This window comes from Shewanella sp. BF02_Schw, assembly GCF_014596695.2.
Taxonomy (GTDB): domain Bacteria; phylum Pseudomonadota; class Gammaproteobacteria; order Enterobacterales; family Shewanellaceae; genus Shewanella.
Genome location: NZ_JABKAW020000001.1, coordinates 1,880,022 through 1,906,264 on the forward strand (window position 1 = coordinate 1,880,022; position 26,243 = coordinate 1,906,264).

The window sequence follows — 26,243 nt, forward strand, 5'->3', positions numbered from 1 at the left end:
TGATGATACTTTTTCGTCTTTGCCTTAAATCTTGCGGAGGGATAGCTTGCTTGTAATAAAGAGGAACCAGTGGGTTCAAAGTCCTATCTTTCGCCCAAATAAAAAGGCCTTATCTTTCGATAAGGCCTTTTTATTTAATGTGGCGGAGGGATAGGGATTTGAACCCAGACTCTCGAATTAAATAGTTAAAATAGTCGTTTAAATTCATTTGGTTGCAGGGGTTTACATCTTAAAGATCTGCAATTGCTAACTAAGATTGACTATATGATTGAAATGAAAAATTGTCAATTCAAATTGGTTTTATCCATGGCGCTATAGCTAAGATAAATAATGGACTTCGCTGTCTTGCTGATGCGTTCAATCTCTGATGATGTTAGACACTCACGTTCACAAACATCTTTATATTTGCGGGTATTGGTAACTTTCGAGTTTTCGGTGTTTGGGGTGGGTGTTTTGTAATCTTCTAAGTTGCTGATATTACTCATCTGGCTCTACATAACTTTCGAGATTATAGCCCAAAGTTGGAAAGATTTATACGGCGATGAAGATTGCTAGTAATGATGAAGTAGGTATGTAACTGTGATGATGCCACCACTTTTACGTAGCAGCATCATATTATAACCACTAAAAGGGTTTTGGGTTAGGTCGGTCTTTTTCCTGCGCTACCTTGAGGTAATACTGAGTCCCCTGTTAAATAGCTCAGGGCTTTGGCTAACTCTCTCTTAGCCAGTGATTCATCTTCACCTGCGAGGTGCTGGATGCTCCATATTGCAAACCAGAAAGTACGCTCATTACTTTCTTTAACTGGCAAGGAGCTATCAGGATTTTCAGTGAAATAATCAATAATCTCCCATGAAAATTCGTCAAGCTTGACCACGTCTAACTTGCCGCAACTATACGCTTTTAATAAGCATATAAGTTCATTTTTCTTGTCGTTTAAATTCATGGCGCCCCACCATTTAAGAAGAAAGGTTTATCTTTGTAATAATTCGTTGGCAAACCTCTTTTTCTAATATCTATGTGAGGTTTACCACCTCTGTGAAGCGGGTCTTGATGTAAGTTATAAGTCCGCTTGGTTTTACTGTTAAAAAATGACTTGTTACTTGACCCTCCTCCCCTAGGGCTGCCAAACTTCCTCATTAACACCTTTTCAGCTTGCTTATGGGTCAACCCTCCAAAAAACTTTTCTGGGGTTATCAGCCCTTTCGTTGCTCTTGATGCCTTGTAAATCTGGTAACCTGCTTTTCCAGCGCCTAGCATAGGGATAGGGGCAGCAATCATAACAGCTTCAGCAGCGGCATCACCCGTGACCCTTAGGTAACTTCCCTCTTCAATCGACTCAAGCATGTTTCTTTCTTGAGCTCTACCTACATGTGCCGTTTGCCCCAAATCGTTGGGGTCACTATCAAGGCTGGCAATTGCAGATTCTAGCTCTGGTGAGCCTGTGCCTTCGCCATACTTGTCAGCTATTGATGATGCTTCAGATTTGTTCCAAGATTTTCCACTGGTACTACTATTTCCTTTATGTAGGCTAACGGTTCCTGTAGTTTTACCAACCTGCGCGGTACCGCCACCGTTACCGTCAAATGATATGGAAAAGTTCTTCTCGCCATTTGAAACTGAAGTTAATTTATAAGTTTCCCCATCAGCTGTCACATAGAGATTCCCACTTTCATCTTTCTCAAGCTTCTCAAACGCCTTACCTGATATAACCTCGTCTAATTCTTCAGATCTATACCCTGTCGGGTCAACCCCACTCATCGGGTTATTCAAAATATACGAATACGGGTTCGCGCTCTGGCTATTCTCTGGGAACTGCAAAAACGGGTCAACACTTAAAAAACGGCCTACATTAAAGTCATAAATCCGCCCGTTCATGTGAATAAGCTCTTGATCAACCAAATGCTCATGGTCTGTATAGCCTTTGGTTACCCCCTGCCAGCTACTTAATAGCGCATTACCTGATGCAATGTCTCTTGGACGACCAAACACATCATAACCACGGTGCTGTAATACGGCACCGGTTTTGGCATCCATCAAGGTATCGACACTGCCTAAATGGTCGCGCAGTACGTGCTGGAACGGTGATTGATTACCTAAGCTGCCCACATGGGCTTTCATCTTAATGGTGTGGTCACCAATGTAGGTTTTATCTACCGTATTGCTTAGGGTCACTTCACGCTCAAAACTACCCACATAATACGTGGTCGATACCACACTACCGCTTTGCTGCTTAACCTGTTTATAGCGGTTACCATTGGCATCGTAACTGAATGTGCTTTTTACATTATTGCGGTCTACCGTTAACGGCTTGTTTTGGTCGTTATAGGTTAACGTTACCCCATCACCCGTGAGCCTGTTACCGTTATTGTCATAGGTGAAGGTTTTTGTACCACCACGAATAAACTGCCTAATGGCGTTAGGGCCTGCATTACCACCCGCACCTTTCCCTACACTACCGTAAAGATACTGACTACCATAATCGCCTTTGACAAGAATGTTACCTGCCGCGTCATAGTTGTGGTTATTATCTGAATTTGAGAATTAGCTATCAATTTATAACAAACCAAAACTTAATTTAGGGCGTGAAAAATATAACTAGCTGACAACTTATAATGATACCAATCACCGAAGCAATAAACATCGAAAGGTTAATTATTTTTCCTTTAGATAATTTTACTTTCTCTATATCATCATATATTGAAAATTTTCGAGTCAAAAATAAATCTGCACACCATCCCAATAGTGGGATAAATATAACTACATAAGCGATATCGGACAAAGCTAGAATCGAAAATAATATAGCTATTGGAGACAAAATAGCGGATAAAGATAAGATTAAATCCATTCGTACAAATAAAATAGTCCCTCGCCCCCAAGATCTTAATTTTTTCGCATAGCTAAGAGCTAAATATAACTTTAATAATTCAATAACGTTCACATCAGAACCCTTAATGACGTGGATACAACGACCATGGATTAATATTGTACGGTAGCACTTGCTTCTGACTTTCGTAGAAACCGTTATATCTTCCGTTGAATTTATTTACAATATCACGCTTAAGCTGAATCACTCTTGGTGCTTTTTGATAGTTTAAATTATTTGACTTATACATCATATCTGTCGCGCCATAAAGCGAAGCACCGAGAAGTCCGTAAGGAGATGATGAACCCATTTTTAAGGCCGTAAAATCAAAATTTGTTTTACCCATAAACTCTGAACTTGAAATATTATTATTCACATAAAAATTATAGTTTTGTAAAAATGACATACCGAACGCAGCTCCCCCAGCCAATGTAGCAATTTTTTGACCAGCCATACCAATAGAATTTAGGGAGAATGCGCCTATAATTCGCCTGTTTTTAACAGGCGCATTATAGGCCTTTAGGGTTCAAAGGGGTTTCCCCTTGCCCGAGCAACTATCCGACCTTTTTGGAACAAAAAGTGGGATAGTTGCGTACCGGGTTACTGTATATACCCACTTTTAAGTGGGTTAATCTTTTTAGCCGTCAAAATAGCCGATATACACTTTTACGCACTCTATGAGTGCTGTTATTTAAATAAAATGGGGCCAGAATGTCTTAGATTAGTCGGATAATGATGAGTTTATCTGCAATGATTTGGCTCTCTATGAGAGCGATTTTGTTTGTTAACAAAAAACGGTCGCACTCATAGAGAGCCAAATTTTTTAGTTTCGATTTCGGCTCGCACTCTGCTGTAGTGAAAATTTTACACTAATTGATAATTACACCAAGTATTTAAAACACTTATTAAATTACAAGTAAAACAAATAATATCATTACCTTAAAAGTTTTTTCATGTTCTTTGATGTCTCGGTTGGCACTCAAACTGCCATCTGTGACATTATCTCTGCCACCATTGGCAGTAACGCTGCCATCGGGTTAATCTGTATTGCCGCTATTGTTAGCTAAACCTATTGGAATCACTCTAAAGTGACATAAAAAATCACTAGTAACTCACTCTAAAGCATTATCGAAAGTATTCTAGATATCAGGCAATAGGTTACATTACTGTGCAGAGAAGGCTGTTACATTGAGTCTGTAAGACAAAGAGAGGTTATGTTGCTTAAGCGTAAAAGGCCCACATGCACAATGGTGTATGTGGGCCTATGCTTAGGGGATTGATTATTCGAATTTACGCCTAGTTAGGCTAGTAGATCTTCAAAGATCCTAATGTGTTCGTTATTGAGAAATGTTAACTTAATTAACTACTGACTATGGCAAAACTAAGACGATTAATCTCAAAATTATTGATATTTTTAACACTAACTAATCTAAATCAAATTCATCCTTAGTCAGTTTCTGATTTTTTCGTTTTAATGCACTTTCTAGTTCACTGTCTTTTGTTAATTTAGCTATATCTATAGAAATATCTCGATGCTGGGGTGACAACTTGTCGTTAAATGCATCAACGATAAGACCCAAGAATCCACGCGCATCAGAGTTATTGTAAACATGTAAGCGTTTAAACATCCGTTCCAATATTTGGCTCAAAGGAAGTAGTTTCTGTAAGGTCATCTCGGCTAAGCTGTCTATTAGTGCTCGCTTTTGGCTGATGATATTACCCAGCTCATTAACTTGTTTTCTCATGCCATCAAGGGTTTGATTTAACTTAACCTTTTCACTCTTTTTATGCTGTATATCAACGACTAAATCTCGTGCAAGTTGCTGTCCCTGAAAAATCTCGCTTTTGATGCTGTCATTATCAATTTTTAACTTGCGATTTTCTTCTATATATTCAATATTTTTAGCTTTCAATTTATCCTGTTCTTCTACACTCGTTGATATGTTATAAGTGATCGAGTTCCAGGTATCTTTCAACGCAGTAACCTGTTGCTGTTGCCACTCAATTGTGCGGTTATAATAGTTAAATTGGCGCTGATATTTGGGCAATCGAGCTTCAGCATTCATTTGTTTTCTCAATTTAGAATTACGCTCTGATGCAGGTGAAAACTCGACATTCAAGTCTTTTGTATTAAACAAGTCTGCGTTAATAAATTCATAAAACATCTGCTGCATGTAGCTGGTGACTGAGCTCGCATCGATGTAACGTAAACGACCTGTTTCATCTAAACAATCACTGGTATCTCCTCGTTTTATCAAAAACTCATTCACACGTTTTATTTGTGACAAACGTAAGTCATATTCCCCAGTCAAGCTGTTTTTGCCTGAAATAAATGCATGAACATGCCCGCCAGTATTTTCATTTGGTAAGCGCTCATCATGATGTAAAACCATCAATTTAATCGGATATTCAGAGTAAAATGTTTGCAAAAACAACTTCATTGTACTCATCATTTCAGTATTACTAATGATATCTGTGCCTACACAATGATTGACGGGGATTTTAAATAATACTTCTTCAAAATTAGTGGAGTTGAGTGTTTTAGGCTTATCAATTAAGGCGTTGTGGGCTTTGATGTATTTCGTTACCTGTGCAATTTTCTGTTTTTTTCTAGGTATATCTAACTGATTTAATGTGTCTTTAACTTCATTGATGTTAATAAATTCATTTGACTCAATATAAGATTTCATTAACAAAGAAAACGGCCCTGACACATTTTCATTCTCTAACCATTGTTTTATCTTATAAAGAGATTTTGATTTTATTTTGCTTTTTTCAGCATATGATCCTGCACTTTTTGTTGTATCTCCCATCACATCAAATAATATTTGCTCACGTTGCTCTTGTGAAAATGAATCGAGGGGGACAATACCTTCGGCAGTGTCAATCAGGTTTGCGGCTGATAAAGCAACATCCCACTCTACCGCCAACTCGTCACGAGTTCGAAAAAGCTTACTCATTTTCCCAAGATAAGTTAATCCGGACATACTAGGGCTAGAAAGACGAAGCGAATGAATAAGAGATGCTTTACCAGTCCTACGTCCTTTGGCATTAAAACTGTAATTAACAATCGAATAGAAAGCCCTAATTTCTCTCATAACTTCCTCCGATAGCCGACTGAACTAGAAGCTGAGTGATGCATTGCATCAACAGTTGGGGATGCTGATGTAACAACGTGTTGACTTGTTCAGGTGTAAATGCGGTGTGACCGCTGCTCGCGAAGGAACTCCCTTGTAAAACTGTATGATTTGGAGGCAATAAATCACTGGTGGCTTGCGAAAATTGAACTTCTGTTTTGTCAGGCTTAATTCGTCCAAAAACACTTGAAAATTGCTTTGAAACAAGAACTAAATTATTAGGTGCATCTTGAGACATCCATCGACCGTAGTGGATGTCTATCATTGCTGTAGAATTATGCCCCATTTGGCGCGCTATCCACTCTTTGGATATCCCCGCGGTGAGGGATTGGCTTGCAAATGTGTGCCTGAGCTGTCCTGCGCCGCGATGAGTGATGCCAGCAGCTTTCAGTAATGGCGTAAAATAGGTTTTGTTATATTGTTTTGCGTGAAGAAAAGGTTGATTAGTTTTGCTGTTGTAGAAAACAGGAGAAAAAGGTTGAGTTTTCTTGGTTTTATTATCAGCTTGTAAAACGGTAAAGTTAACGGCTTTTTTGTGACCGGTGATTAAATATTGTTGTTGTAATATTTCAATCGCTGAATCGCATAACTCAACCGTTCGAACAGAGCCTGCTGTTTTCGGTGTCTTATATATGTTATCGACTAACGCAATGGTTACGCGTAACTGGGCGCGGCTTAAATCGACCATTTCCCACGTCAAGGCAAGTAATTCACAAATACGCAGACCAGTTAGTACACCGAGCTGATACAAGTTTCTGCCACTTTCGCATTCAGATTTTACTTTACTCATTGAAGCTAATTCACTGAGAGTGAAAGGCTCTGGCTCTGGATGAAGAACTTTCAAGTTTGAAATATCAGTGAGAGGATTTTGAGTTATAACACCATCTCGTAATGCGCGATTAAACACCGCACGTAAAATGATTAAGAATTCGTTGATAGTTTTGTTTGCATATTGCGCATCAAGCGTTTGAATGAGCTGCAGAATGTCACTGTGAGTCACAGCGCTAACTGGTCGTTTGCCAATTAATTCTTTTAGCTTAAAAGCCTTGCTTCGCTCTGAGTTAAACGTTGAAGGTGCAGCTTTTATTTGCTTGAATGATAAATAAGCGTCGATAGAATGATTAATTGTTTGAGTCATTATCCCCATCACTGCTGGCTTTAATTTAGCCAACTTTATTCTTGAGGACAACATTACACTCAAAAAACAATCTAATCAACACTTATTTACATGTAAACTGTTGTTTTTTATATACTTTTAAAATTTAATTAAGTCAATTTTATCTGCGAATTGAATTAATGACTACCAAATAAACCTTCACTTTACTCAACAATCTTGTGTCTTAAGCTATTCAGCCTCAAGTAAAATCGCTTTCTCGTCTGGGATTAAATCATGCACTGAGCATTCAAGAATCGCTGCAATAACATACACTTTCTCTAAGCTGATGCTTTTCTCACCGCGCTCTACGATACCGATATAGTTGAGGCTAAAGCCGCATTGCTGTGACAGGTCTTTCTGAAGTATGTCTTTTTCTTTTCTTTTTTCTGCGAGTTTTTTTCCAAACTCAATCGCAATCTTTTTTTTCATTCTTATCTTGTAGATTAAATTAAAACACACTATAGTGTGTTTTGTGGTGGTTAATCACTTAGCTAATATCAGTTTGCCGCTGCCTTATTAGCTAAACGCTCGCCCAGGGATGCTAGCATCCCTGGGTTTATTTACTCACAACTCGAATCCTTCAAAATGACACAAGTTGATTTTATAGACATTATTAATAAACATTGCCCCGTCGTGTTTACCACGGAATATTTGTTACAAGCCCTTATCTATACGTATGAGACTGAAGATGCCGCCATCCTTCGAAAATGCATGCATAACCACTTATATCGATTAGAAAAGCACCACTTTGTGAAACGGCTTTCTCCTAGAAGAAGTCGCAACGCACAATATGAACAACGATTCAGTCTACAAGCACCGATTCATATGCTACCCAAAATGACAGACAGTACTTTACATAAGCACACTGATAATCAGAGTATGGTAAAAAACCACTATAATGTACTTCAGCAACATATCAAGCAGTTAACACATAAACTCAATGCTTTTAAATTGCTTAGCCATAAGTTTCATTTATATAGCCCCATCATCAATGGCAAAATCAAAGTGTTAGATACCGAGCTATATGCAAAAGGCATTGAGCTCAATGCCGTCAATGAATTGATAGATGAAATCAAAAAGTGCAGTAGAGGTTGAGCGTAAGTTGGCAAAAGTGATTATTGACTAAACTATGCTATTCGCACCACACGGTAAATCGTCATTAGATTAACGGCATTTTGGCTGTAGGAATATGTTGATGGAATAGAGCTTGGTAATTAACATTGTCGTCAACGCGCTGTAAAGCCACTGAGGTTGTTACGCCGTCATACCATGCGATAACTTAGTTATCGTCGCATTAATCATGTCCACACCAATTATGGTATCTAGCAGCGTTATCGGTCGTTGATTAGCAAACGCATGGTTGGGTGTCTTTAGCCATAAAAGCATTTTATCTTGCGTACCAAAGTACTCTGTTCCTGCTTGAATAAGGCTGATTAGCATCAACACACGCTCGGTCGCGATGGCTGGCAACAGCTTATTGTGAAGTCTTAATTTTACTCCCAATACAGAAGCTAATTCACGCCTAGATAAGCCCGTAAACGTCATCGAATTAGTTAGCGTCTCAGCAGTTAACCCCTGCCGGATAAGCTCTATATCGCTATATGATTCAACATTAAGGGGCTCGGTAGATGAAACAATCAATGCTGAAAACACTTTTTTGAACATACAGGCCAACTCCAACAGAAATGATATTTGATAGCAGTATAAGTGAAATTCAAAATCCTGAAGACCTAATTTATTCGGAGACAATAAAGGCTAAGCTTCGTTGTCACTTCAAACACACTTTTGGACAAAAGTGTGTTAAAGCTAAAGCTCTAATCTTTATTATTCACATTACTATAAGTATGGATAAACACGAAAGTGCCAGAGTTGTGGTCAAATCAACCAGGCCATTAAATTAAGGTTTTAGTGATTAAATTTTTATCGATAAATACGCTTTATATTTCAAGGTTAATGGCTCTTACAATGAGGGGGAAGTCAGCTATTATGTCCTATACTTACAGCTGTAAAAAATGGCCCTAGATTCTAGGGCCATTTAGTATCAGCAATCAGTACCTTCTGAAAGCAAAAGAGCATCTTCCAATTCAACACCAAGATAACGGATTGTATTGTCTACCTTAGTATGTCCGAGCAAAAGCTGTACTGCTCGAATATTCTTAGTCTTTGCATAGACAAGTGTCGCTTTAGTGCGCCTCATAGAGTGAGTACCGTACAAGCTAGGATCTAACCCTAGATTTGATGCCCACTTCCTGACCAGATACCGATAATATGAATAGCTAATCGGTTGTTGTTTTCGTCTTATGCTTGGAAACAAATAGTCACTAGTCTTTAGAGTAGCTACAAAAATCCACTTCATCAGACTTTGTTGAGTCCTTGCCGTGATCTCAAACTGGACTTCAACATCCGTTTTCTGCTGAATATGCTTAACCCGAGTAAACATCCGATCTTGTGACGATATATCGCAAACCTTCAAAGGAAGTAAATCGCTCGCCCTGAGTTTACTATCAATTGCCAAATTGAGTAACGCTAGTTGCATAAAACTATTTTCTATTTCTAGCCTAGTTCGAATACGCCAAATTTCTTCGAGCCGAAAAGGCTTTTTTACACCGCTGCGGTGTTTTTTATTTAATATATCCATGATGACCTCCTAATTTATTGATTGGTCATCACAAGTTTAGTTGGGGGAAACATCGATAGAGAGTGTTAAAGCTAAAGCCTTAAATTTCATCATGCATATTACAATTAGGATCGGTAATGTCTGCAATACACTTTGAAAACTGAAGTGATTAAATCCTAGATACCGCATATTTAAAATATTTAATATCGAGTTATCACAACCATTTACTTTGACTGTCAAATAGTATAATTTGCATAATAATTGATTATCAAACTACTTTATTATGAAAACTATTGCTGAAAAATATATCCATCAACATAACTTCGCATCTGTTAATGAACAAAATGTAAGGCGAACATGGTATGTACTTATCATCACAGTCATCACCATGGTCATCGAAGTTATAGCCGGCACTGTTTATGGTTCTATGGCCTTACTCGCTGATGGCTGGCACATGGGAACTCATGCCGCTGCCTTTTGCATCACACTGTTCACCTATAGCTATGCAAAAAAGCATGCGAGTAGTAACAAGTTCTCTTTCGGTGTGGGCAAAGTTGGCGTGCTCGGCGGGTATACCAGTGCAATAGCATTAGGTATTGTCGCTATCATAATGCTAGCTGAATCTTTACATCGTCTACTATCACCTATTGAAATCCAATTTAATCAATCCATTCTTGTTGCTATCGTCGGACTCATCGTCAACATCGCCAGTATGTTTATACTGGGTCATGAACATCACGGCCATGACCACAGTGACCACCATAGTCATGAACATGAACATGAACACCATGATCATCATAATGGTCACGATCATAATCTCAAGGCTGCTTACTTTCATGTACTTGCTGACGCATTAACCTCGGTGTTAGCCATTTGTGCACTTCTAGTCGGAAAATTCCTTGGATGGTATTGGTTAGATCCCATTATGGGCGTCGTTGGTGCGGTGATTATAACTAAATGGGCATTGGGTCTTATGAAGCAGACAAGCCCAATTCTTTTAGATGAAAACATCGACAAAGAATATCAATTAGACATCATTAACACGATTAATGATGAGCACACTAGGGTTACTGATATCCATATCTGGAAAGTTAGCGCAGATCATTATTCTGCCTCAATAGCATTGTGCACAACAACAGATACCAATGTAGAAACATTTAAACACTCTTTGAATAAGTTTGATAAGCTAAGCCACTTAACCCTCGAAGTGAATTACTGCTAATGCCCTTTATGCATTCTTTGAATAACTTAATCATCGAGTTTTACGACAAACTGTCTTCTTGGGAGCAGTCTGTCGTTAAAGATACCGGGTATTCACTAGCACAAGTGCACACTATAGAGGTGCTAGGTTCTCATGGGCCGATGAGAATGAAGGAGTTAGCTGATAGGCTTGCTATTACTACAGGCACGTTAACTGTTCAGGTAGAGAAACTGGTAAAATTTGGATTGATTATCCGCTCTCCACACGAAGATGATAGGCGTTCAATACTCGTAGGATTAACAACTGAAGGGATTGAGCTTCATACATACCATAATCGTATGCATATCCAACTGACTGAAGACATTACACGTAACTTAGATGAAAGCTCAATTGAGGTGCTAACAGAATGCTTTGAAAAAATGAACCGGGAATTCTAATATAGGATTAAAAACGAGGTGTAAGAAGCACCTTAAAATGAAACCCTGACAAGTTAATATTCAAGATAGTTATACACCCGATAAAACTCAGCTTATTAATCAATTTAACAAGCCCTTATCTTGTGATAAGGACATTTAAGAGTGTTGGACCGTCTAAATTGGGATACAACACTCTTTGTATTACTCCTTAAAAGACATTACTTTCAGATACCGCTATAACATCACCGTCGTTAGCTATTTGAAAATATAAGATCTTATTAATCTCTGTATTCAAAGCACTGATAATATACACATCGCCTGTATCGCTCAACACGGTGGTATCTGCAACGGTAATATTTTGCCATGATGCTGGAAGTTGGCCAACTTTATAACCTAAATCCTTAAACGTCATTTTCTGTGTCAACAAGATGACAATATCTACAGCTTTTTTGTCATTCATATGGTTATGCCTTGAATGATCCATTCGTTTTAATTTGTCTAAATGTGCGAAGGAATAGCTACTTATGGCAGTGCCAAACAGTGCTACGAGTAAAAATAATGCTTTCATCAATAACGCCTTATTATTTTAAACCAATCACTTTGTATTGGCCTTTTACTAATAGTTTTACCGTTACTGGTTGAGTAGATGTATTTTTCCAATACCATCCGTGTGAACCAGCAAAGGGTGCCGTAAAACTGCCTTTCATTTCAGCTGATGTCGCGATAACGTAACTTTCGTAATAGCCGCTTGTATCACCTTCTGGTTCACCGTGTAGATCAAAAAATATAGGACCTCTATCAGTGTTCCATTCGTAGGTCATTTTTTCAAACTGTTGCATGTCGAATTTGTACTCAACGCCACGTCCCGCAGGCACTATAACGTCAATTACTTGAAACTTATCGGACCCTGCGACTGCACTCTTTGGCTCTTCAGGTTCCGCAGTTTGTGCTAAGACCGTGACACCTATCTTGTGCCCAATACCGGTTGGATCGATGTTGTATTCCGCTGGTAAAATGAGTGTCACTAAAACAATCGCTGCCACGACAATCGCAGATAGCGTGGCTTTAATTAACGTGCTGCTACTTACTGTATGTTGCATAGTTTTCTCTGTTAATTATTAATAAATAAATCATTAGTTGATAAAGTAGCCAGCAAGTTGATAACCCATCAACATGACACCGGCACTCATTAGTAAGGTATTCGTTAGTGTAGAAAAACGTTGGAAAGAAGGCCATTTTCGCCATGTATTAATGGCAATTAAAATAATCACTAATGCCGCAAACTGACCTAATTCAACACCAATATTAAAGGCAACCAGATTAGTAAAAAGGCCCTCGCTGGGTAAATTAAACTCTTGTAACTTTGTCGCCAAACCTAAACCGTGGAACAGCCCAAAAATCAATACCGCCCACTGAGTATTTGGCTGCCAATTGAAGCAGCGTTTAAACCCTCCTAAGTTATCAAAGCCTTTGTACACGACAGATAAACCAATAATGGCATCAATAAGGTAAGCATTAACTTGCACATTGCCGAGTACACCCAGTAATAAGGTGGCGCTATGGCCAATAGTAAACATGGTGACATACAACAAAACATCACGACGTTTATGTAAGAAAAAGATCACACCGACCAGAAATAACAAATGGTCATAACCTGTGATCATGTGCTTTGCACCTATATAAATAAAAGGAATAAACTGAATGCCGCTATTTTGCTCTAGAAAAGCTCGTGTATTGTCATCAACCCCATGAGCAAAAACTTCTATACTCATACAAGCACAGCCAATAAGGATGAAGAGTAAGCAATAGCTTGATAGTTTAGTTAACATTGAGTGGTCCCATTGCGTCTGCGTCAGTCAAATTAACGTCTTTGTCTTTGTGTAAAATGCGATAAAGTGCAGGAATGACGAATAACGTCAGCAATGTTGAAGATATAATGCCACCAATAACTACCATCGCTAAAGGTCGTTGTACTTCAGAACCCATACCAGTATTAAATGCCATTGGAATAAAGCCTAATGATGCGACAAATGCGGTAGTGATAACGGGCCGAAGTCGGGTTAACGCACCGTCGAAAATAGCTTGATGTAATCCCATTCCATCTTGTCGTAAGTCACGTATGAACGATACCATTACCAAACCATTCAAAATGGCGATACCTGATAGCGCAATAAAGCCAACCGCTGCCGATATAGAAAACGGAATACCACTCAGGGTTAATGCGGCTACTCCACCCGTTAACGCTAAAGGCACTCCAGTGAAGATAATTAATGCGTCTTTTAGAGAATTTAAAGCTAATACGAGTAAGCCAATAATCATTAGCAATGTAATAGGCACAACAACACTTAGCCGTTGTGAAGCTGACTGCAACTTCTGATAAGTGCCACCATATTCAATCCAGTAACCTGCTGGAATAGCCACATTGGTACTCACAACTTGTTGAACATCTTGAACAAAACTTCCTAAATCTCGGCCTCTTACATTGGCAGTGACCACTATTCGGCGCTTGCCATTCTCACGATTTATTTGGTTAGCGCCGTTAATGAGGGTTAATGAAGCCAATTCTTGTAATGGTACAGTACCGCCATTTGCCAAATGTATAGGTAAATACGACAATGCCTCAACATCGTTACGCAGTGTTTCATCTAACCTTACAACAATATCTGATCGTTTATCGCCTTGATAAAACTTACCTGCAACCGTTCCACCTAGCGCTGTGGCTATTTGAGTTTGTAATTCCGCCTTGCTAATTTGGTATTGCATGATTTTGTCAGTATTAGGTGTTATGGATAACAACGGTAATCCTGTTGTCTGCTCTACTTGTACATCGGCAATGCCCTCAACTTGACTAATGGCTGATTCGATCTCACTGCCTAAAGCGGTCAATGTTTCAAAATCATCACCAAACACCTTAATCGCTAATTCAGCCCTAACACCTGCCAATAGCTCATTGAAACGCATCTGGATAGGCTGTAAGAACTCATAGCGATTGCCTGGAATAGGTTCAACCAAAGCGGCTAGTTCTTCAACGACTTGCTCCTTTGACTTATCAGGGTTAGGCCATTGGTCTCGGGGTTTTAGTATAATAAAGTTATCAGCCACGCTAGGTGGCACGGCATCGGTTGCCACATCGGCAGTACCAATTTTGGCGAAGACTCTTTCGACCTCCGGCATTTTCTTTATTTTTTCTTCGAGCACTTCTTGCAGTGCAATAGCCTGACTTAATGATGTACCTGGGATGCGCAGGGCATGCATCGCGATATCACCCTCATCTAGATTTGGCACAAACTCACTGCCTAAACGTGTTGCTTGGTAGCCAAAAACCACAACCAGTAGCATGGCCATTATCACTACAACCCAACGCGCTTTAAGCACAACATTAAGCGCAGGGCGATACAAATAAGCCGCACCACGAATAATAGGACTGTGTTTTTCTTTAACTGGCTTTCTAAATAGCAAGGCAATCATTGCAGGAATAAAAGTCACTGACAGTAACATTGAGCTTAAAAGTGCGATAACAACAGTAATAGCCATTGGGTGAAACATTTTCCCCTCTACACCTTCAAGAGCGAAAATGGGTAAATACACCGCGGTAATAATAAACACACCAAATAACGCTGGGCGGATCACTTCACGCGTGGCTGAAAAAACTAATTCTAAGCGTACTTTTAACGGTAATGGAGTATGTCCAGCTTGGCTTAGTCGACGTAAACAATTTTCAACAATAATAATGGCACCATCCACTAACAAGCCAAAATCAAGTGCCCCTAAGCTCATTAAGTTGGCACTCACACCAACTTGCACCATACCTGTAACCGTCATCAACATGGCAAACGGAATGACCAACGCGGTTAAAAAAGCTGCCCTGAAGTTACCCAATAAAACAAATAACACCACCACTACTAGAATGGCACCTTCAGTAAGGTTCATTTGTACCGTACTAAGTGTTTGATCGACCAATTTAGTGCGGTCATATACTGCGGTTGCTATTATTCCCTCTGGCAAACTGGTATTGATTTCTTTAAGTTTTTCTCCCACAGCATGAGCAACTGTTCGGCTATTTTCACCTATGAGCATAAATACTGTGCTCATGACCACTTCGCGGCCATTTTGAGTAGCTGCGCCTGTACGCAACCCTTTGCCGTCGCCAATGGATGCCACATCTCTTATGTAAACAGCTGAACCATCCTCAGTTTTAAGCGGAATATTGCCAATGTCTTGTAAAGTTTCGACTTGTCCGGGGACCCGAATTAACCATTGCGCACCACGTTGCTCAATAAAACCTGCCCCTTGGTTTTGATTATTTTGTGCTATTGCCCCAACCACATCAGCTTGAGTCACACCAAATGCCAGTAGTTTTTCAGGTTTAAATGCCACCAATATTTCGCGCTCAAATCCACCAATGGGATTAACCTCAACCACACCTGGAACACGCATTAACTGTGGACGAATAGTCCAGTCGTGAACCGTTCGTAAATCGGTTGGCGTTATAGCAGAGCCGTCAGCATGCGTTGCATCAGGCAACGCATCTACGGTGAACATGAATATTTCACCTAAACCCGTCGCGATAGGGCCCAGCTCAGGCTCTAAGCCTATAGGTAACTCAGAGCGTGCAGCCGATAAGCGCTCGTTTACCAATTGCCTTGCAAAATAGACATCGGTATTATCATCAAATATTGCCACTACCTGAGACAAACCATAGCGAGAAACAGAGCGGGTATAAGTGAGCCCTGGTAATCCAGCAAGTGCATTTTCTAATGGAAATGATACTCTTTGCTCAATTTCTAATGGTGTATATCCCAATGCTTCCGTATTGATCATGACCTGTACATTGGTGATGTCAGGCACGGCATCAATAGGCAGTTTGGTAAAGTTCCAAGCGCCGAAGCTTGCGACAATAAGTACTATGGCTAAAACAAGTAAATTGCGCTTTATGGAAAAGCGTAAAATAGATTCCAACATGTCGCTCTCCTAGTGATCGTGCGATGCGCCAGACTTATCAATGTCAGCTTTAATTATGTAACTATTTTCGGTGACATAGGCTGTACCGAGTTCGATACCGCCAAGCACTTCAATCCACTGACTATCTTCGCGACCCAATTCAAGCATTCTAACTTCGTACTGTTCACCTACTTTTGCGTAAACGACAGTAAAATCCCTAAAACCTTGTAACCCCACTTTTTTCACTGCCACGGCAACCTGGATTGTGGCGACCTCGATATCAGCATTGACAAAACTCCCTTCCACCAGTGAACTGTTGGTATTGGGTAATGTGACCCAAACAAGTTTTGCTTGGTCATCACGTACTTTTTGCTCGATAAATTCGATTTTTCCTTTCAGCTGACGATCATCACCTTCGACTTTAATCGTTACAGGAGTCCCTACTTTAATCTTGGTATAGTCTTGTGGGTAAATCGCCAGTTTTGCCAAAAACTGCGCAGTATTCGTTAATCTTAGTAATACTTTCCCGCCGGTCGGCTCACCAATATTGGCATATTGTTCACTAATAATGCCGTCAGAAGGTGATGTTATTTGATAGGGTTTAAGACTTTCGTTGCTTTCAACCGTCATCAACACTTGCCCTTGTTTGACCACATCCCCCTGTTGAACGAGTAAGGTTTTTATCACGCCATCAAATCTTGCCGCTATGTTATGCGTTGCGTTAGCTGGAAGTGATAAACGCCCATATGCAGGGATCGTTTGATGCAGGGTTACAGGTCCTACTATATCGGTTTCAATTTCCATGGCGCTTGCAACATCAGGCGCTATCTGGGTGCGTCCTTCAAAATTATCGTATTCCCAGCGGTGGGTTTGACCTTGATACTTAGCAACAATCGTAACCACAAATGAATGCGGCTCATAAATTTCTAAATCACCACGCAGAAAGTCGCTTTGAACCCGAAATTTAATATCATCAATGACATTACCTAGCCTGGTTAGCTGTACACTAAAATCGACTTTATCTGGGGATACTGGCATACCAACATCCGTGACCCACACTCTAAATTCAGGAGGAACACCGGTTTCAAATATAGCGAGTTCAACGGCAAAATCACCGTCACGTAATATGCGGCCTCTATTAGGGCCTTTTTCTGGCTCAGCTTGTTCAGCTTCAGGAGCAGATGAGGCGGACACTGGCAATGGGGCCGTAAAACCAAAAAACAGAAATGCGGTGACAGTTAATAATGTCAAAATATTATAATTTTTCATAAAGGTCTCACTGAGATAAAGATGCGCCTGTTAGGCGTTGAATTTCAATATGCTGTAAATGCAAGCTTTCGTAAGCCATTAACAACTCCGATTGTGCATTCAGTAATTCTCGGCGTATGTCACTCCATTGACTGTAGCTTAGTTGCCCTACATCAAAGGCTAAAACAGCCTCTTTAAGGGTCGTTTCTAGAATAGGAATAATATCGTGTTGGAACTTATCAATAACGTGTCGCGAATGGGCTATTTCTTGAAGCAGAACGTAAAGCTGTGAATCAAGCTTGTGCATAAGCGAAGCCTGCTCAAAAGCCAGTAACTCTTGTTTCGCTTTTAAGCTTGCTATGTTGCCTGCATTTCGGTTGTCAGTACCCAATGGGATTGAAATACCTGCGACTAACCCAAAATCATCTGTCGCTTCATAACGCCTTATACCCGCCGATAATTGCCATTGTGATTTAGCCTCAATACGGGCTAGTTCTAGTTGTGATTGTGCTATGCGGGTAGCGGTTGCAAATTGAGTGATATACGGGCTTTTTTTCAGTTTATCGAGTTCCTTATCTAAACTTGATAACACAGGCAGAGCGAATAAATTACCATTGACTCTAAATTGGGTGCCTGGCTTTCCCCACAACGACGACAATTGATACTGGCTAGCTTTTAAATCGTGCTCTGTATCTTCAACAGCTAGCTGCATCCGCACGATTTCAACTTCTGCCATACGCATTTCAATCGTTGAGCTTCTGCCGGCACTGACCCGTTCAGATATGGCTTTAAGCACTTCGTTCGCTTGAAGCGTTGCCATTTGATTCAACTTCAGACGCTCTTGCTTTACTAAGATTTGAGTAAATTGTTTTGCTGTACTCGCCGCTAAATCCATGGTAACAATGTGCTTATCCACATCTAGCTGATCCATCGCTGTTTGTGCATTGCCAACACGGCTATTAATTTGCTCTTGTTGCAACAACCAGGAATACGTCAGTGTGGTTTGCATGTTACTCAGCCCACTATGTTCACCGACGCCTAAACCATCTTCAAAAGTAAGCCCAATTTGTGCTGGCTCACCAATACCTGCTTGTTGTATTGCTCCTTTTTGCATATTTGTCTTATGCAAAAATACCGCTAACTCAGGGTGGTGACTTAACGTCATGCGAATAGCGTCTTCTAAATAAAGTGGCACTTTTATTTCTGTGTTGTCTTTTGCTGTCACAGAAAATGCTAGGGCCGAGATAAAAAAAACACACAAAAACCGATTGGCAATCGGTTTTTTATCTATGGTTGTTTCAACAATATTATTCATTCATAACCCTTATTTAATGGTTGAAATAGGTTTCGATTAGATGGTGGAGGCTATCAACAGTTGATAATGTGAATAATGTAGTCACGAGGAAGCATAACCCTGTAAATGCCAGTTTAGCTCCAGATACTTGCTCTCTTGGAGAAAGAAGGTTTTCTACCCGTAGGGTAATTTGGTCTTTACTAAAATGACTGACTTGAACTCCTTCACAGCTAACAGGTAACAGACGTTGTTTCTTAGCGACTGTAACTAAAGTTTGTGCCACATCAAGGTTGTCATGGTAGAGCGTGACGGCATCGTCTGCTTGTTGTTCTGTTAATAAAGTAAAATCTTGTTGTAAAGAGCGGCGGATAGGCTTCGGATAAAGTAGGCAGAAAAAAGCGTAAATACTTTTGAATAAGGGATCTCTTGCTCTAACATGTGCTAACTCGTGTTGGATAATAATATCAACAGCAGATTGTTCAAGCTGTTGTAGTAATCCTGATGTAAGGTAAACCTTTGGCTTGAATAAACCGATGGTAAAAGCCGCAGGCATGCTTAATGAGATTGAAAAAACAGTATTTTCATTTTGACCCGCGATAGGCTGAACATCTGAAAGTTTGAAAAGATTGTGTATTGCGATGGAATGACGGCGAACTTGAATAAAGGAAATGTTAATCAACACCGCCAATACGACTGCTGCAATGACCAAAGTTAATCCATGCCAGCTTGTTACTATAAATAGATCGATATGATGCCAATGTGCAACCTTTTCCATCCAAAGAATTAAGTATCCATTCCCTTGACGAGGGAACAATATTCCTACGCAAAATAGCGCAATCCACCAAGGAGAAGTAACCATCAACCACAAAATTCGTTTTCGAGCGATAAAATCAAATGCATCTAAGCTGCTTCTAATCAACGGGACAATAGCAGATATTAATAGTGTAACGATAACAAAAGCCGTTATTGCAACACTAATCAAATTTAATAAAATCGCCACGTTACCTTCGAGCATCTTATGCTTGCCTACTACGTAATTTTCGTTGTTCTTCTATAAGCTTTTCCAATTCATCAAATTGAGCGTCGTCAAGATTTGCTGAAGATGAAGCAAATGCAGCAATCAGGCTATGTTCACCATCTTCAATAAAGTCGGCTGTAACATCTGTTATTAATGTTGCGATAAGTGATTCTCTATCAACTTTGGCGGTATAAAAATGTGCATGCCCTTGCTTAGTTCTACTTAACAAATCCTTTTTGAACAGTCGATCTAACGTAGTTTGGATCGTATTTAATGAATTTCCACGAGTAATCCCAACTACTGCATGTACACGCTTTGCATCTGCTTCTTTCTCAGACCATAGGAATTGAAGCACTAACTTTTCTAAGTCACCTAATTGCATCAAATTATTCTCTTAACTATTTATCAATAGTATGACAAACTAAAAACCTATCGGCAATCGGTTTTTTGATTTTTATGAAAACAGAGAAATTATGACCTGGATAATTACAAAATATCTCATTACAGCTGCAATCATTGTTGCGGCTTCAGAAATAGCAAAACGCAGCGATAAATTTGGCGCACTAGTAGTTGCTCTCCCGATTGTAACTATCATGGCAATGATTTGGATGTATGTCGAAAATGAATCAAATGAAAAAATAGCTAATCATGCTTGGTATACATTTTGGTACGTCATTCCTACGTTACCGATGTTTCTATTGTTTCCAATGCTTTTAAACAAGTATAGTTTCTGGAGTTCTTTGTTAATTGGCGTAATGATATCTATCATTTTTTTTGTTGGGTTGACGTGGTTTTTAAAAAACTTTGATATCGATCTAATCCCATAAAAATTAATAATTACATGATTAAATCATTAACTCATAGGCTCGTAATCTATATATCTAATGCTTACTATTAGCTAAATTTATGAATTTACAGGTGGCTCTTAACTCACAATGGTCGGATAAGCGGCACCTGTTACCAAGTGCCGCTCTCCTAAGAACCGTACGTGCAACTTTCACTGCATACGGCTCAAACCTCCACTAAGGCGTACTATGTTACCCGGTAACCACAGGGGTTACCTTTGCAATACTCACTCGAAGCTTTGATACTTTCTGCTCCATGACTTTCCAATCTTTGGATTATCGTTGAGCAAAGCAAGGAGAGCAATGGTTTTGACTTCTTAGGATTTTATCATAGGAAGTACAAAGGAAAATTGCTCATTAAACCGAGCAAGTCCAATACCTTGTTGCTCTTGAGTAACCTGCGCGAACTCATCAAAAAGCACGCAACCATCCCTGTTAACGATCTTATCAAACTGATAAATCCAAAACTAAGGGGTTGGGCGAATTATTATCGTCATTGCGTTGCTAAACAAGTATTCGGGTATGTTGGGCACAAACTATTCTATACGTTATGGCACTGGGCAGTAAGGCGCCATCCAACAAAGTCAAAGACTTGGGTAGCCCTTAAATACTTCATCAACCGAAAAGGCCAATGGCAATTTCATGGTTGGCTGAAGGTCAAGGATATGGATTGCCAATTCAATCTATTCCAAATAGCCAAAGTGCCCATTGAGAGACATGTAAAAATCCGAAATTCGGCTATACCATTTGATCCTCAATACCAAGAATACTTGGCTAGGAGAAAATCGAAAAGGCAAGCTCGTAACTCTTGGAATGAACCTACTCTCACTGCTTTATAAGTTGCTGGGTATCAAACGATACTTTTGTGGAGGCTTGAGCCTAGTGCAGTGAAAGTTGCACGCTGGGTTCTTAGGGGGGCGGCACTTGGCAACAAGTGTCGTCTACCCGACACAAACGTGCAAGCCATCAAATTCAAGAATGGACATCAGTTGGTTACAAATTTAGCTAGTTGAGACATACATCAACAACCTGAGGTGTAGAGATAGCTTCAGTTTATTCCAAGAATGCGCGTTACTTGTCTAGGTAAATCTGGTTAATCTACTAACAGGGTCAATTACTATTTTAAAGGCACTTCTTTAGGAATCATTAATACACCTTTATCAGGCTTGTTTTTCTCTTCGACGTGGATAGCAAGTGAAAGGTACATAATCGAGCTTCGAGCAAGCTTCATCAATGTCATAAGCCTTGATTTAAAATCACTCTCTTTGATCAGCACTGAATGACTTGAAAGCTTGAGTTGCTCATCGACTTTTGATTTTGCTCGCTCTAAGTGTTTGTAGATTGATTGTTTTTTAGTTTCCAATTCTGCTTTAAGAGCGTCATTCTGCGTCTTTTTCGCTGAAGATATTTTACCATATAGCTCCTGAAGTTGTATTTCAAAGCCTTCTATCTCACCATTAAGCATTTCAAGTTGCGATTGCTTGAAAGCTACATCTGATTGAACTAGGGTATAACCAAAATCATCAACAATCTTTAAAGAACGATGCTCTATAGCATTTCTAATCTCAGAAAACTCCTTTGCATCAGGATCTAGCCAACGACTAACTGAAGTTGAGTCTTTTACATCTCGGATGTCTTTGAGAATATAGAATAGCGCATGGATAAAGCAATTCTGGCTGTTTTTAAGCTTACTGTGCGGTTTCCAATTCTTACTACCTTTCAGCTCCCTAAAGATACTATCAAAGCTTATTTTATGATCATGCTCGATATCATTTAGACAAAAAAAACGGTTGATAAAATAAGCGACTTTATCGAAGATAGCATAAAGTGTTCTGAATGCACTTTTGTAATGACTGGCTTTTAGATTGGTGATGGAGTGCGACATATCCTCAACGTGTGGGTATGTTTTATTAAAGAAATGTTCATAATCATTTGGCATGTCTTTCGCCGAAAAAATCAAATAGCGTGCGTAGCAATAGTCATTCTTTAACTCATCGAAATTCCCATGATATACAAGCTCTTCATGCATCGATAAAGTTGGATTAATTTGTTGAGAAAAAGAGGGTAAAGTCATAATGTCTTGATAGACAATTTCAGAGTCGCTAACATCGTTTAAATCATTTATAAAAAGCTTGTTATCACCACACCATTTGAAATAGTTCCCGTGTTTTCTTGACTCAACCTCTTCTTCAAAAGAATCAAAATAGTCAAAGTCTTCTAATTTATAAGTATCTTCGAACCATGCTTTAAAATTCATGAAATTACTGTCGTCTGAATATGCAATTCTTTGTTCTGGATGGAGTTGTTCGAGTCTTTCAAGACCAAAGTTGATTAGTTTGTACGCAGTAAAATAATGATAATGCTTATGACTAGGATCGTAAGTCGTACTAGCAAGAAAAAGCCCATGGTTTGCTTTTGATATAATGGATACAGCGTTTTTCGTGGTAGCTAATGCATTATCCCACAATGGAATACAGCAGAAAGCACGACCTTGAGAGCTTAGGTTATTACCTAAATTGGTTTCGATGCAGCTTTGAAGAATTAGTTCATTATCAGTTGGAAACTCGATTTTTCGTATGATGTATAGAGCTTTCCTGAAAAAAATAACGGATTTACTTAACTCATCAGAGAACCAATCCAGTTGGCGATAACTAAAAAGTTCTTGTGAGCAATTACCCAATGTGTAGTAAAACTGAGCTTCATCAAGCAGACTTTTAAATGAATAATCAACGCCCAAAAGCGACTCTAGGAGTGCTTTTAGCCTCTCATGGTCATGAGTTATCAAAAGCTCATCAGCTTTTAGAGACAGCTCTTCGAGTGTATTTGAATTCAATACTATTACTGACATATAGAACGCCGTTAGATTAATCACACATCACTTTAAACGTATGAACATTTCAATCAATTCACTTCAGATGCGCAAGTCACATATCGAATGGGCGAATTTAGCCCAAACGGTAACATTCGCCATACCAGAAGCCTAATAACTCACTATACATTGATAATACCTTAATAGGGCAAACGAGTTACTGGCATTACAAAAAAGTAAGTCAGATGACGTTTTGGTTAAGGTTAGTAGCAACTCGCTTTGGGGCAAAACCAAGTCAGTTTTTTAAAAAAATTCTTATTCTACTCACTCTTCAAACTAGCAGGTTAAGAAAATACTGGAAAGGTTCATTATGGTGATTTGCGAGCCGACCATCCGACCCTGCGATGGGTCGGCTGAGCTACAAGGACGTACTTGCTGCGTGTCGGTGAGTAAATGCCATACTGAAACTATAAAGATAAACTTCACGATACATTCTTTACAGTGAGCGAAGCTTCATTCTCATAGTGGTCGTAGGCCATATTCCAAACAAACCTTGGGGCATAAGCGAGCTAGCTGCCCCTCTAAACACCTACAAACCAACTGATTTACAACGGCTATCGACCACTGTATTTGCATTCCCCTGAAGGTTTTCAATACGCTTTGATCGCTTACACTCCCATTGCGAAACAGGATCTTGTTTGTCCCAAACTTGCATTAATTGGCGCTGTTGTTTACTCATTTTGTATTTAGGATATGTCTGCTCCATATACATGTATGTTCGAGCGATAACGCCACGAGCAGCTATCGGTGGTTGTGCCTTGCGATCATCTATACGCATATCACAACTACCAAAGTCAGACACCGCTGAGGGCAGCATAGTAAAGTTGTAGTTGCTGCGTAGTGCGTTTACTGCACCGATGGCAGGGAAAAGATTGTGCATATCGGCTTGCATATATCGATACTCTGTATTCATCTTCTCAGCACACTTACGTCCCTTAAACGACTTACCTTTGCTATCGATACAACTTTTGTGACCATCACGCCACTCACTGAATGCTCTGCCAAAGTTCTCCGCTGGAACGACATGTTCCCACTCAACCCGTTTTGCCCGTTTAATGTATTTAGAAGTAACAAAACCTGTAGGTGCTTCGATGTTCTTTTTAGCGTCAAATTTAGCACCACAGTAGATGGTTACGCGGTGATCTTGATAGACCTCCCGCTCGAGCATCTTCTTTGCTTTGTTGAATGAGTCATTAGATGTATTTCCTGCTGCAATGGCTGTAGAGCTGAGAGCCAGTAGAAAGAGTGGTAGACCAATTTTGAGGAGGTTCATTGAAAACTTTAAGCTAAGAAACAGTGACTAGATAATGCCTGATTTATCTAGTCAGACCAAGAATATGAGTGATACTAACAGTGAAAACATTAATCAATGCGAAAACCTAGTTAACACTTAATGCTGGGGACACTGAGCCATTTGGTTGTGTATTGCGGCGTTAGCAGGTCACGGCGCATTGACCACTTATGCTCAATGCCTTGAGCTGCTAGAAACATCGTATCACTGCCATAGCGTTTATTAATATGGTCTAACGTATGCATCAAAGCTGGATTACCTTTGGGAGGGTTAAACAAATCTAATTGGTTGTGTTTTTCGCTGGCTAGATCAATAAGCCCGATGCCGATTTTATAATAATGTATGCCTTCACGAAATAGCTTTGATGCGGCCTCACTCATAGCTTTGGTTAGCTCTACGGTGCAGTTAGTAGGGCAAGGGAAATGCACAATAGCTTTGTAGCTTACTGGTCGTTCATCATGGGGTGAATTGCTAGCAAAAATCAGCATGGTCTTGCAGCCTGAGCCTTGCTTACGTGCTTTACTCGCTGCGATAGCAACATGCTTACTCAACGCTTGTAATAGCGACGAATAATCTGTGATGCGCTCTCCTACACTTCTTGTCGAAAATATCTGCTTTTTATCTGCCCTCGCTTCATCCCACACTTTACACGTTTGGCCGTTAAGCTCACGAACGGTACGTTCTATTTCAATACTAAATTGCTTTCTTGCCAAAGTCGGCGGCATAGACGCGAGTTGAAACGCTGTACGGATATTCATTAGTTCAAGTTTCTTACTTATTCGGCGTCCTATGCCCCAAACATCCCCTACAGCAAGCTGCTTTAAAATAGCAATACGCTCTTGCTCATTACTAATGAAACAAACTCCTTTGTAGCCCTCAATCTTCTTAGCCGCATGGTTGGCGATTTTAGCAAGAGTGAGTGTTTCACCAATACCCACACAGACTGCTAGCCGCGCTTCTTTCCACACTGCACGGCGGATTAACTGGCCTTGAGTACGGAGGCATTTGATAGCGGGATAGCAGTTTTTAAAAGAGAGGAAGCTTTCATCAATAGAGTAGACATGTTGCTCAGGGGCAAAGCGGCCAATGATGGACATCATTTTGCTAGACAAGTCAGCATAGAGTTCATAGTTTGAGGAACAAACAATAACACCACGTTGAGCGCATAAGGCTTTAACTTGAAAGTAAGGTAGAAACTTCCCAATGCCAGCTTCTTTAGCTTGACGATTAGCAGCAACAATCATCCCATCGTTGTTACTTAGCACAATAACTGGCTTACCGCGCCAATCTGGACGAAACACTTGTTCGGCACTGCAATAGAAGCTATTAGCGTCAACTAGAGCA

The 26,243-nt window shown here is 39.8% G+C and carries 24 protein-coding genes and 1 pseudogene; 5 read left to right on the top strand and 20 right to left on the bottom strand.

Annotated elements, in window-relative coordinates; translation table 11 throughout:
- Nucleotides 1-640: 640 nt before the first annotated feature.
- From HNW13_RS08270 to HNW13_RS08300, 7 genes are all read right to left on the bottom strand, one after another.
- Nucleotides 641-946 (bottom strand): hypothetical protein, encoded by a 306-nt coding sequence (locus HNW13_RS08270; protein ID WP_192114783.1) that lies wholly within the window; start codon nt 944-946, stop codon nt 641-643.
- Complete coding sequence (locus HNW13_RS08275) at nt 943-2,217, bottom strand: RHS repeat-associated core domain-containing protein (protein WP_192114782.1); 1,275 nt, start codon at nt 2,215-2,217, stop codon at nt 943-945. The genes HNW13_RS08270 and HNW13_RS08275 overlap by 4 nt, the downstream gene beginning before the upstream one ends.
- Before the next feature lie 361 nt (nt 2,218-2,578).
- Complete coding sequence (locus HNW13_RS08280) at nt 2,579-2,941, bottom strand: hypothetical protein (protein ID WP_192114781.1); 363 nt, start codon at nt 2,939-2,941, stop codon at nt 2,579-2,581.
- 10 nt (nt 2,942-2,951) lie between these two features.
- On the bottom strand, nt 2,952-3,320 hold the full coding sequence (locus HNW13_RS08285; protein ID WP_192114780.1) for a hypothetical protein: 369 nt from the start codon (nt 3,318-3,320) through the stop codon (nt 2,952-2,954).
- A gap of 970 nt (nt 3,321-4,290) precedes the next feature.
- The gene (locus HNW13_RS08290; protein WP_192114779.1) at nt 4,291-5,964 is read right to left on the bottom strand and encodes a hypothetical protein; all 1,674 of its coding nucleotides are present in this window, start codon (nt 5,962-5,964) and stop codon (nt 4,291-4,293) included.
- Nucleotides 5,951-7,174 carry a site-specific integrase gene (locus tag HNW13_RS08295; RefSeq protein ID WP_208062808.1) on the bottom strand — a complete coding sequence of 408 codons (1,224 nt, stop codon included), beginning with the start codon at nt 7,172-7,174 and terminating at the stop codon, nt 5,951-5,953. Before HNW13_RS08295 ends, HNW13_RS08290 begins: the two co-directional genes overlap by 14 nt.
- A gap of 174 nt (nt 7,175-7,348) precedes the next feature.
- Complete coding sequence (locus tag HNW13_RS08300; RefSeq protein WP_124731077.1) at nt 7,349-7,588, bottom strand: helix-turn-helix transcriptional regulator; 240 nt, start codon at nt 7,586-7,588, stop codon at nt 7,349-7,351.
- 156 nt (nt 7,589-7,744) lie between these two features.
- On the opposite strand from HNW13_RS08300, the gene HNW13_RS08305 reads away from it, so the two are divergent.
- Nucleotides 7,745-8,254 (top strand): hypothetical protein, encoded by a 510-nt coding sequence (locus tag HNW13_RS08305; RefSeq protein WP_208062810.1) that lies wholly within the window; start codon nt 7,745-7,747, stop codon nt 8,252-8,254.
- Nucleotides 8,255-8,413: 159 nt separating this feature from the next.
- On the opposite strand, the gene HNW13_RS08310 is transcribed toward HNW13_RS08305, so the two are convergent.
- Nucleotides 8,414-8,824, bottom strand: a complete 411-nt coding sequence (locus HNW13_RS08310; protein WP_192114776.1) for an antitoxin Xre/MbcA/ParS toxin-binding domain-containing protein — start codon at nt 8,822-8,824, stop codon at nt 8,414-8,416.
- Between the two features lie 376 nt (nt 8,825-9,200).
- On the bottom strand, nt 9,201-9,797 hold the full coding sequence (locus tag HNW13_RS08315; protein ID WP_192114775.1) for a tyrosine-type recombinase/integrase: 597 nt from the start codon (nt 9,795-9,797) through the stop codon (nt 9,201-9,203).
- Between the two features lie 262 nt (nt 9,798-10,059).
- On the opposite strand from HNW13_RS08315, the gene dmeF reads away from it, so the two are divergent.
- A complete protein-coding gene (gene dmeF, locus HNW13_RS08320) occupies nt 10,060-10,998 on the top strand; it encodes a CDF family Co(II)/Ni(II) efflux transporter DmeF (RefSeq protein ID WP_192114774.1) in 939 nt (312 codons plus the stop codon).
- 8 nt (nt 10,999-11,006) lie between these two features.
- Entirely contained in the window at nt 11,007-11,414 is a 408-nt protein-coding gene (locus HNW13_RS08325; protein WP_192115154.1) for a MarR family transcriptional regulator, read from the top strand.
- Between the two features lie 187 nt (nt 11,415-11,601).
- Here HNW13_RS08325 and HNW13_RS08330 read toward each other — a convergent pair whose 3' ends face one another.
- Genes HNW13_RS08330 through HNW13_RS08365 form a run of 8 tightly spaced genes read right to left on the bottom strand, consistent with a single transcriptional unit; the run spans nt 11,602 to nt 20,276 of the window.
- Nucleotides 11,602-11,961 (bottom strand): DUF6488 family protein, encoded by a 360-nt coding sequence (locus tag HNW13_RS08330; RefSeq protein ID WP_192114773.1) that lies wholly within the window; start codon nt 11,959-11,961, stop codon nt 11,602-11,604.
- Between the two features lie 13 nt (nt 11,962-11,974).
- A complete protein-coding gene (locus tag HNW13_RS08335) occupies nt 11,975-12,493 on the bottom strand; it encodes a hypothetical protein (RefSeq protein WP_192114772.1) in 519 nt (172 codons plus the stop codon).
- A gap of 33 nt (nt 12,494-12,526) precedes the next feature.
- Nucleotides 12,527-13,222 carry a HupE/UreJ family protein gene (locus HNW13_RS08340; protein WP_192114771.1) on the bottom strand — a complete coding sequence of 232 codons (696 nt, stop codon included), beginning with the start codon at nt 13,220-13,222 and terminating at the stop codon, nt 12,527-12,529.
- On the bottom strand, nt 13,212-16,355 hold the full coding sequence (locus tag HNW13_RS08345) for a CusA/CzcA family heavy metal efflux RND transporter (RefSeq protein ID WP_192114770.1): 3,144 nt from the start codon (nt 16,353-16,355) through the stop codon (nt 13,212-13,214). Before HNW13_RS08345 ends, HNW13_RS08340 begins: the two co-directional genes overlap by 11 nt.
- A gap of 9 nt (nt 16,356-16,364) precedes the next feature.
- The gene (locus HNW13_RS08350) at nt 16,365-17,603 is read right to left on the bottom strand and encodes an HlyD family efflux transporter periplasmic adaptor subunit (RefSeq protein ID WP_192114769.1); all 1,239 of its coding nucleotides are present in this window, start codon (nt 17,601-17,603) and stop codon (nt 16,365-16,367) included.
- A 7-nt stretch (nt 17,604-17,610) separates the two neighbouring features.
- Complete coding sequence (locus tag HNW13_RS08355; RefSeq protein ID WP_192114768.1) at nt 17,611-18,897, bottom strand: TolC family protein; 1,287 nt, start codon at nt 18,895-18,897, stop codon at nt 17,611-17,613.
- A gap of 13 nt (nt 18,898-18,910) precedes the next feature.
- On the bottom strand, nt 18,911-19,891 hold the full coding sequence (locus HNW13_RS08360; RefSeq protein WP_192114767.1) for a M56 family metallopeptidase: 981 nt from the start codon (nt 19,889-19,891) through the stop codon (nt 18,911-18,913).
- 1 nt (nt 19,892) lies between these two features.
- A complete protein-coding gene (locus tag HNW13_RS08365; protein ID WP_123884050.1) occupies nt 19,893-20,276 on the bottom strand; it encodes a BlaI/MecI/CopY family transcriptional regulator in 384 nt (127 codons plus the stop codon).
- Between the two features lie 91 nt (nt 20,277-20,367).
- Here HNW13_RS08365 and HNW13_RS08370 point away from each other — a divergent pair, with 91 nt between their 5' ends.
- Both HNW13_RS08370 and HNW13_RS08375 read left to right on the top strand, forming a co-directional pair.
- Entirely contained in the window at nt 20,368-20,721 is a 354-nt protein-coding gene (locus HNW13_RS08370) for a DUF3147 family protein (RefSeq protein ID WP_182680802.1), read from the top strand.
- Between the two features lie 323 nt (nt 20,722-21,044).
- Nucleotides 21,045-21,578: pseudogene (locus HNW13_RS08375) on the top strand (group II intron maturase-specific domain-containing protein); the annotation flags it as partial.
- A gap of 278 nt (nt 21,579-21,856) precedes the next feature.
- On the opposite strand, the gene HNW13_RS08380 reads toward HNW13_RS08375, so the two are convergent.
- The 3 genes from HNW13_RS08380 to HNW13_RS08390 all read right to left on the bottom strand — a co-directional run.
- Entirely contained in the window at nt 21,857-23,587 is a 1,731-nt protein-coding gene (locus HNW13_RS08380; RefSeq protein ID WP_194956080.1) for an LA2681 family HEPN domain-containing protein, read from the bottom strand.
- Between the two features lie 550 nt (nt 23,588-24,137).
- Nucleotides 24,138-24,881 (bottom strand): endonuclease, encoded by a 744-nt coding sequence (locus HNW13_RS08385; protein ID WP_192114766.1) that lies wholly within the window; start codon nt 24,879-24,881, stop codon nt 24,138-24,140.
- 110 nt (nt 24,882-24,991) lie between these two features.
- The coding region (locus tag HNW13_RS08390) for a Y-family DNA polymerase (protein WP_208062814.1) at nt 24,992-26,243 on the bottom strand (1,252 nt) is incomplete at its 5' end.

Excerpts from the sequence above, each read along its gene's own strand:
- HNW13_RS08325 (WP_192115154.1), top strand. The coding sequence starts at position 11,007 with ATGCATTCTTTGAATAACTTAATCATCGAGTTTTACGACAAACTGTCT.
- HNW13_RS08335 (WP_192114772.1), bottom strand. The coding sequence starts at position 12,493 with ATGCAACATACAGTAAGTAGCAGCACGTTAATTAAAGCCACGCTATCT.
- HNW13_RS08365 (WP_123884050.1), bottom strand. The coding sequence starts at position 20,276 with ATGCAATTAGGTGACTTAGAAAAGTTAGTGCTTCAATTCCTATGGTCT.
- HNW13_RS08310 (WP_192114776.1), bottom strand. The coding sequence starts at position 8,824 with ATGTTCAAAAAAGTGTTTTCAGCATTGATTGTTTCATCTACCGAGCCC.
- HNW13_RS08370 (WP_182680802.1), top strand. The coding sequence starts at position 20,368 with ATGACCTGGATAATTACAAAATATCTCATTACAGCTGCAATCATTGTT.
- HNW13_RS08350 (WP_192114769.1), bottom strand. The coding sequence starts at position 17,603 with ATGAAAAATTATAATATTTTGACATTATTAACTGTCACCGCATTTCTG.
- HNW13_RS08355 (WP_192114768.1), bottom strand. The coding sequence starts at position 18,897 with ATGAATAATATTGTTGAAACAACCATAGATAAAAAACCGATTGCCAAT.
- HNW13_RS08340 (WP_192114771.1), bottom strand. The coding sequence starts at position 13,222 with ATGTTAACTAAACTATCAAGCTATTGCTTACTCTTCATCCTTATTGGC.
- HNW13_RS08270 (WP_192114783.1), bottom strand. The coding sequence starts at position 946 with ATGAATTTAAACGACAAGAAAAATGAACTTATATGCTTATTAAAAGCG.
- HNW13_RS08330 (WP_192114773.1), bottom strand. The coding sequence starts at position 11,961 with ATGAAAGCATTATTTTTACTCGTAGCACTGTTTGGCACTGCCATAAGT.
- HNW13_RS08315 (WP_192114775.1), bottom strand. The coding sequence starts at position 9,797 with ATGGATATATTAAATAAAAAACACCGCAGCGGTGTAAAAAAGCCTTTT.
- HNW13_RS08380 (WP_194956080.1), bottom strand. The coding sequence starts at position 23,587 with ATGTCAGTAATAGTATTGAATTCAAATACACTCGAAGAGCTGTCTCTA.
- HNW13_RS08285 (WP_192114780.1), bottom strand. The coding sequence starts at position 3,320 with ATGGCTGGTCAAAAAATTGCTACATTGGCTGGGGGAGCTGCGTTCGGT.
- HNW13_RS08305 (WP_208062810.1), top strand. The coding sequence starts at position 7,745 with ATGACACAAGTTGATTTTATAGACATTATTAATAAACATTGCCCCGTC.
- HNW13_RS08385 (WP_192114766.1), bottom strand. The coding sequence starts at position 24,881 with ATGAACCTCCTCAAAATTGGTCTACCACTCTTTCTACTGGCTCTCAGC.
- HNW13_RS08360 (WP_192114767.1), bottom strand. The coding sequence starts at position 19,891 with ATGCTCGAAGGTAACGTGGCGATTTTATTAAATTTGATTAGTGTTGCA.
- dmeF (WP_192114774.1), top strand. The coding sequence starts at position 10,060 with ATGAAAACTATTGCTGAAAAATATATCCATCAACATAACTTCGCATCT.
- HNW13_RS08345 (WP_192114770.1), bottom strand. The coding sequence starts at position 16,355 with ATGTTGGAATCTATTTTACGCTTTTCCATAAAGCGCAATTTACTTGTT.
- HNW13_RS08290 (WP_192114779.1), bottom strand. The coding sequence starts at position 5,964 with ATGAGAGAAATTAGGGCTTTCTATTCGATTGTTAATTACAGTTTTAAT.
- HNW13_RS08300 (WP_124731077.1), bottom strand. The coding sequence starts at position 7,588 with ATGAAAAAAAAGATTGCGATTGAGTTTGGAAAAAAACTCGCAGAAAAA.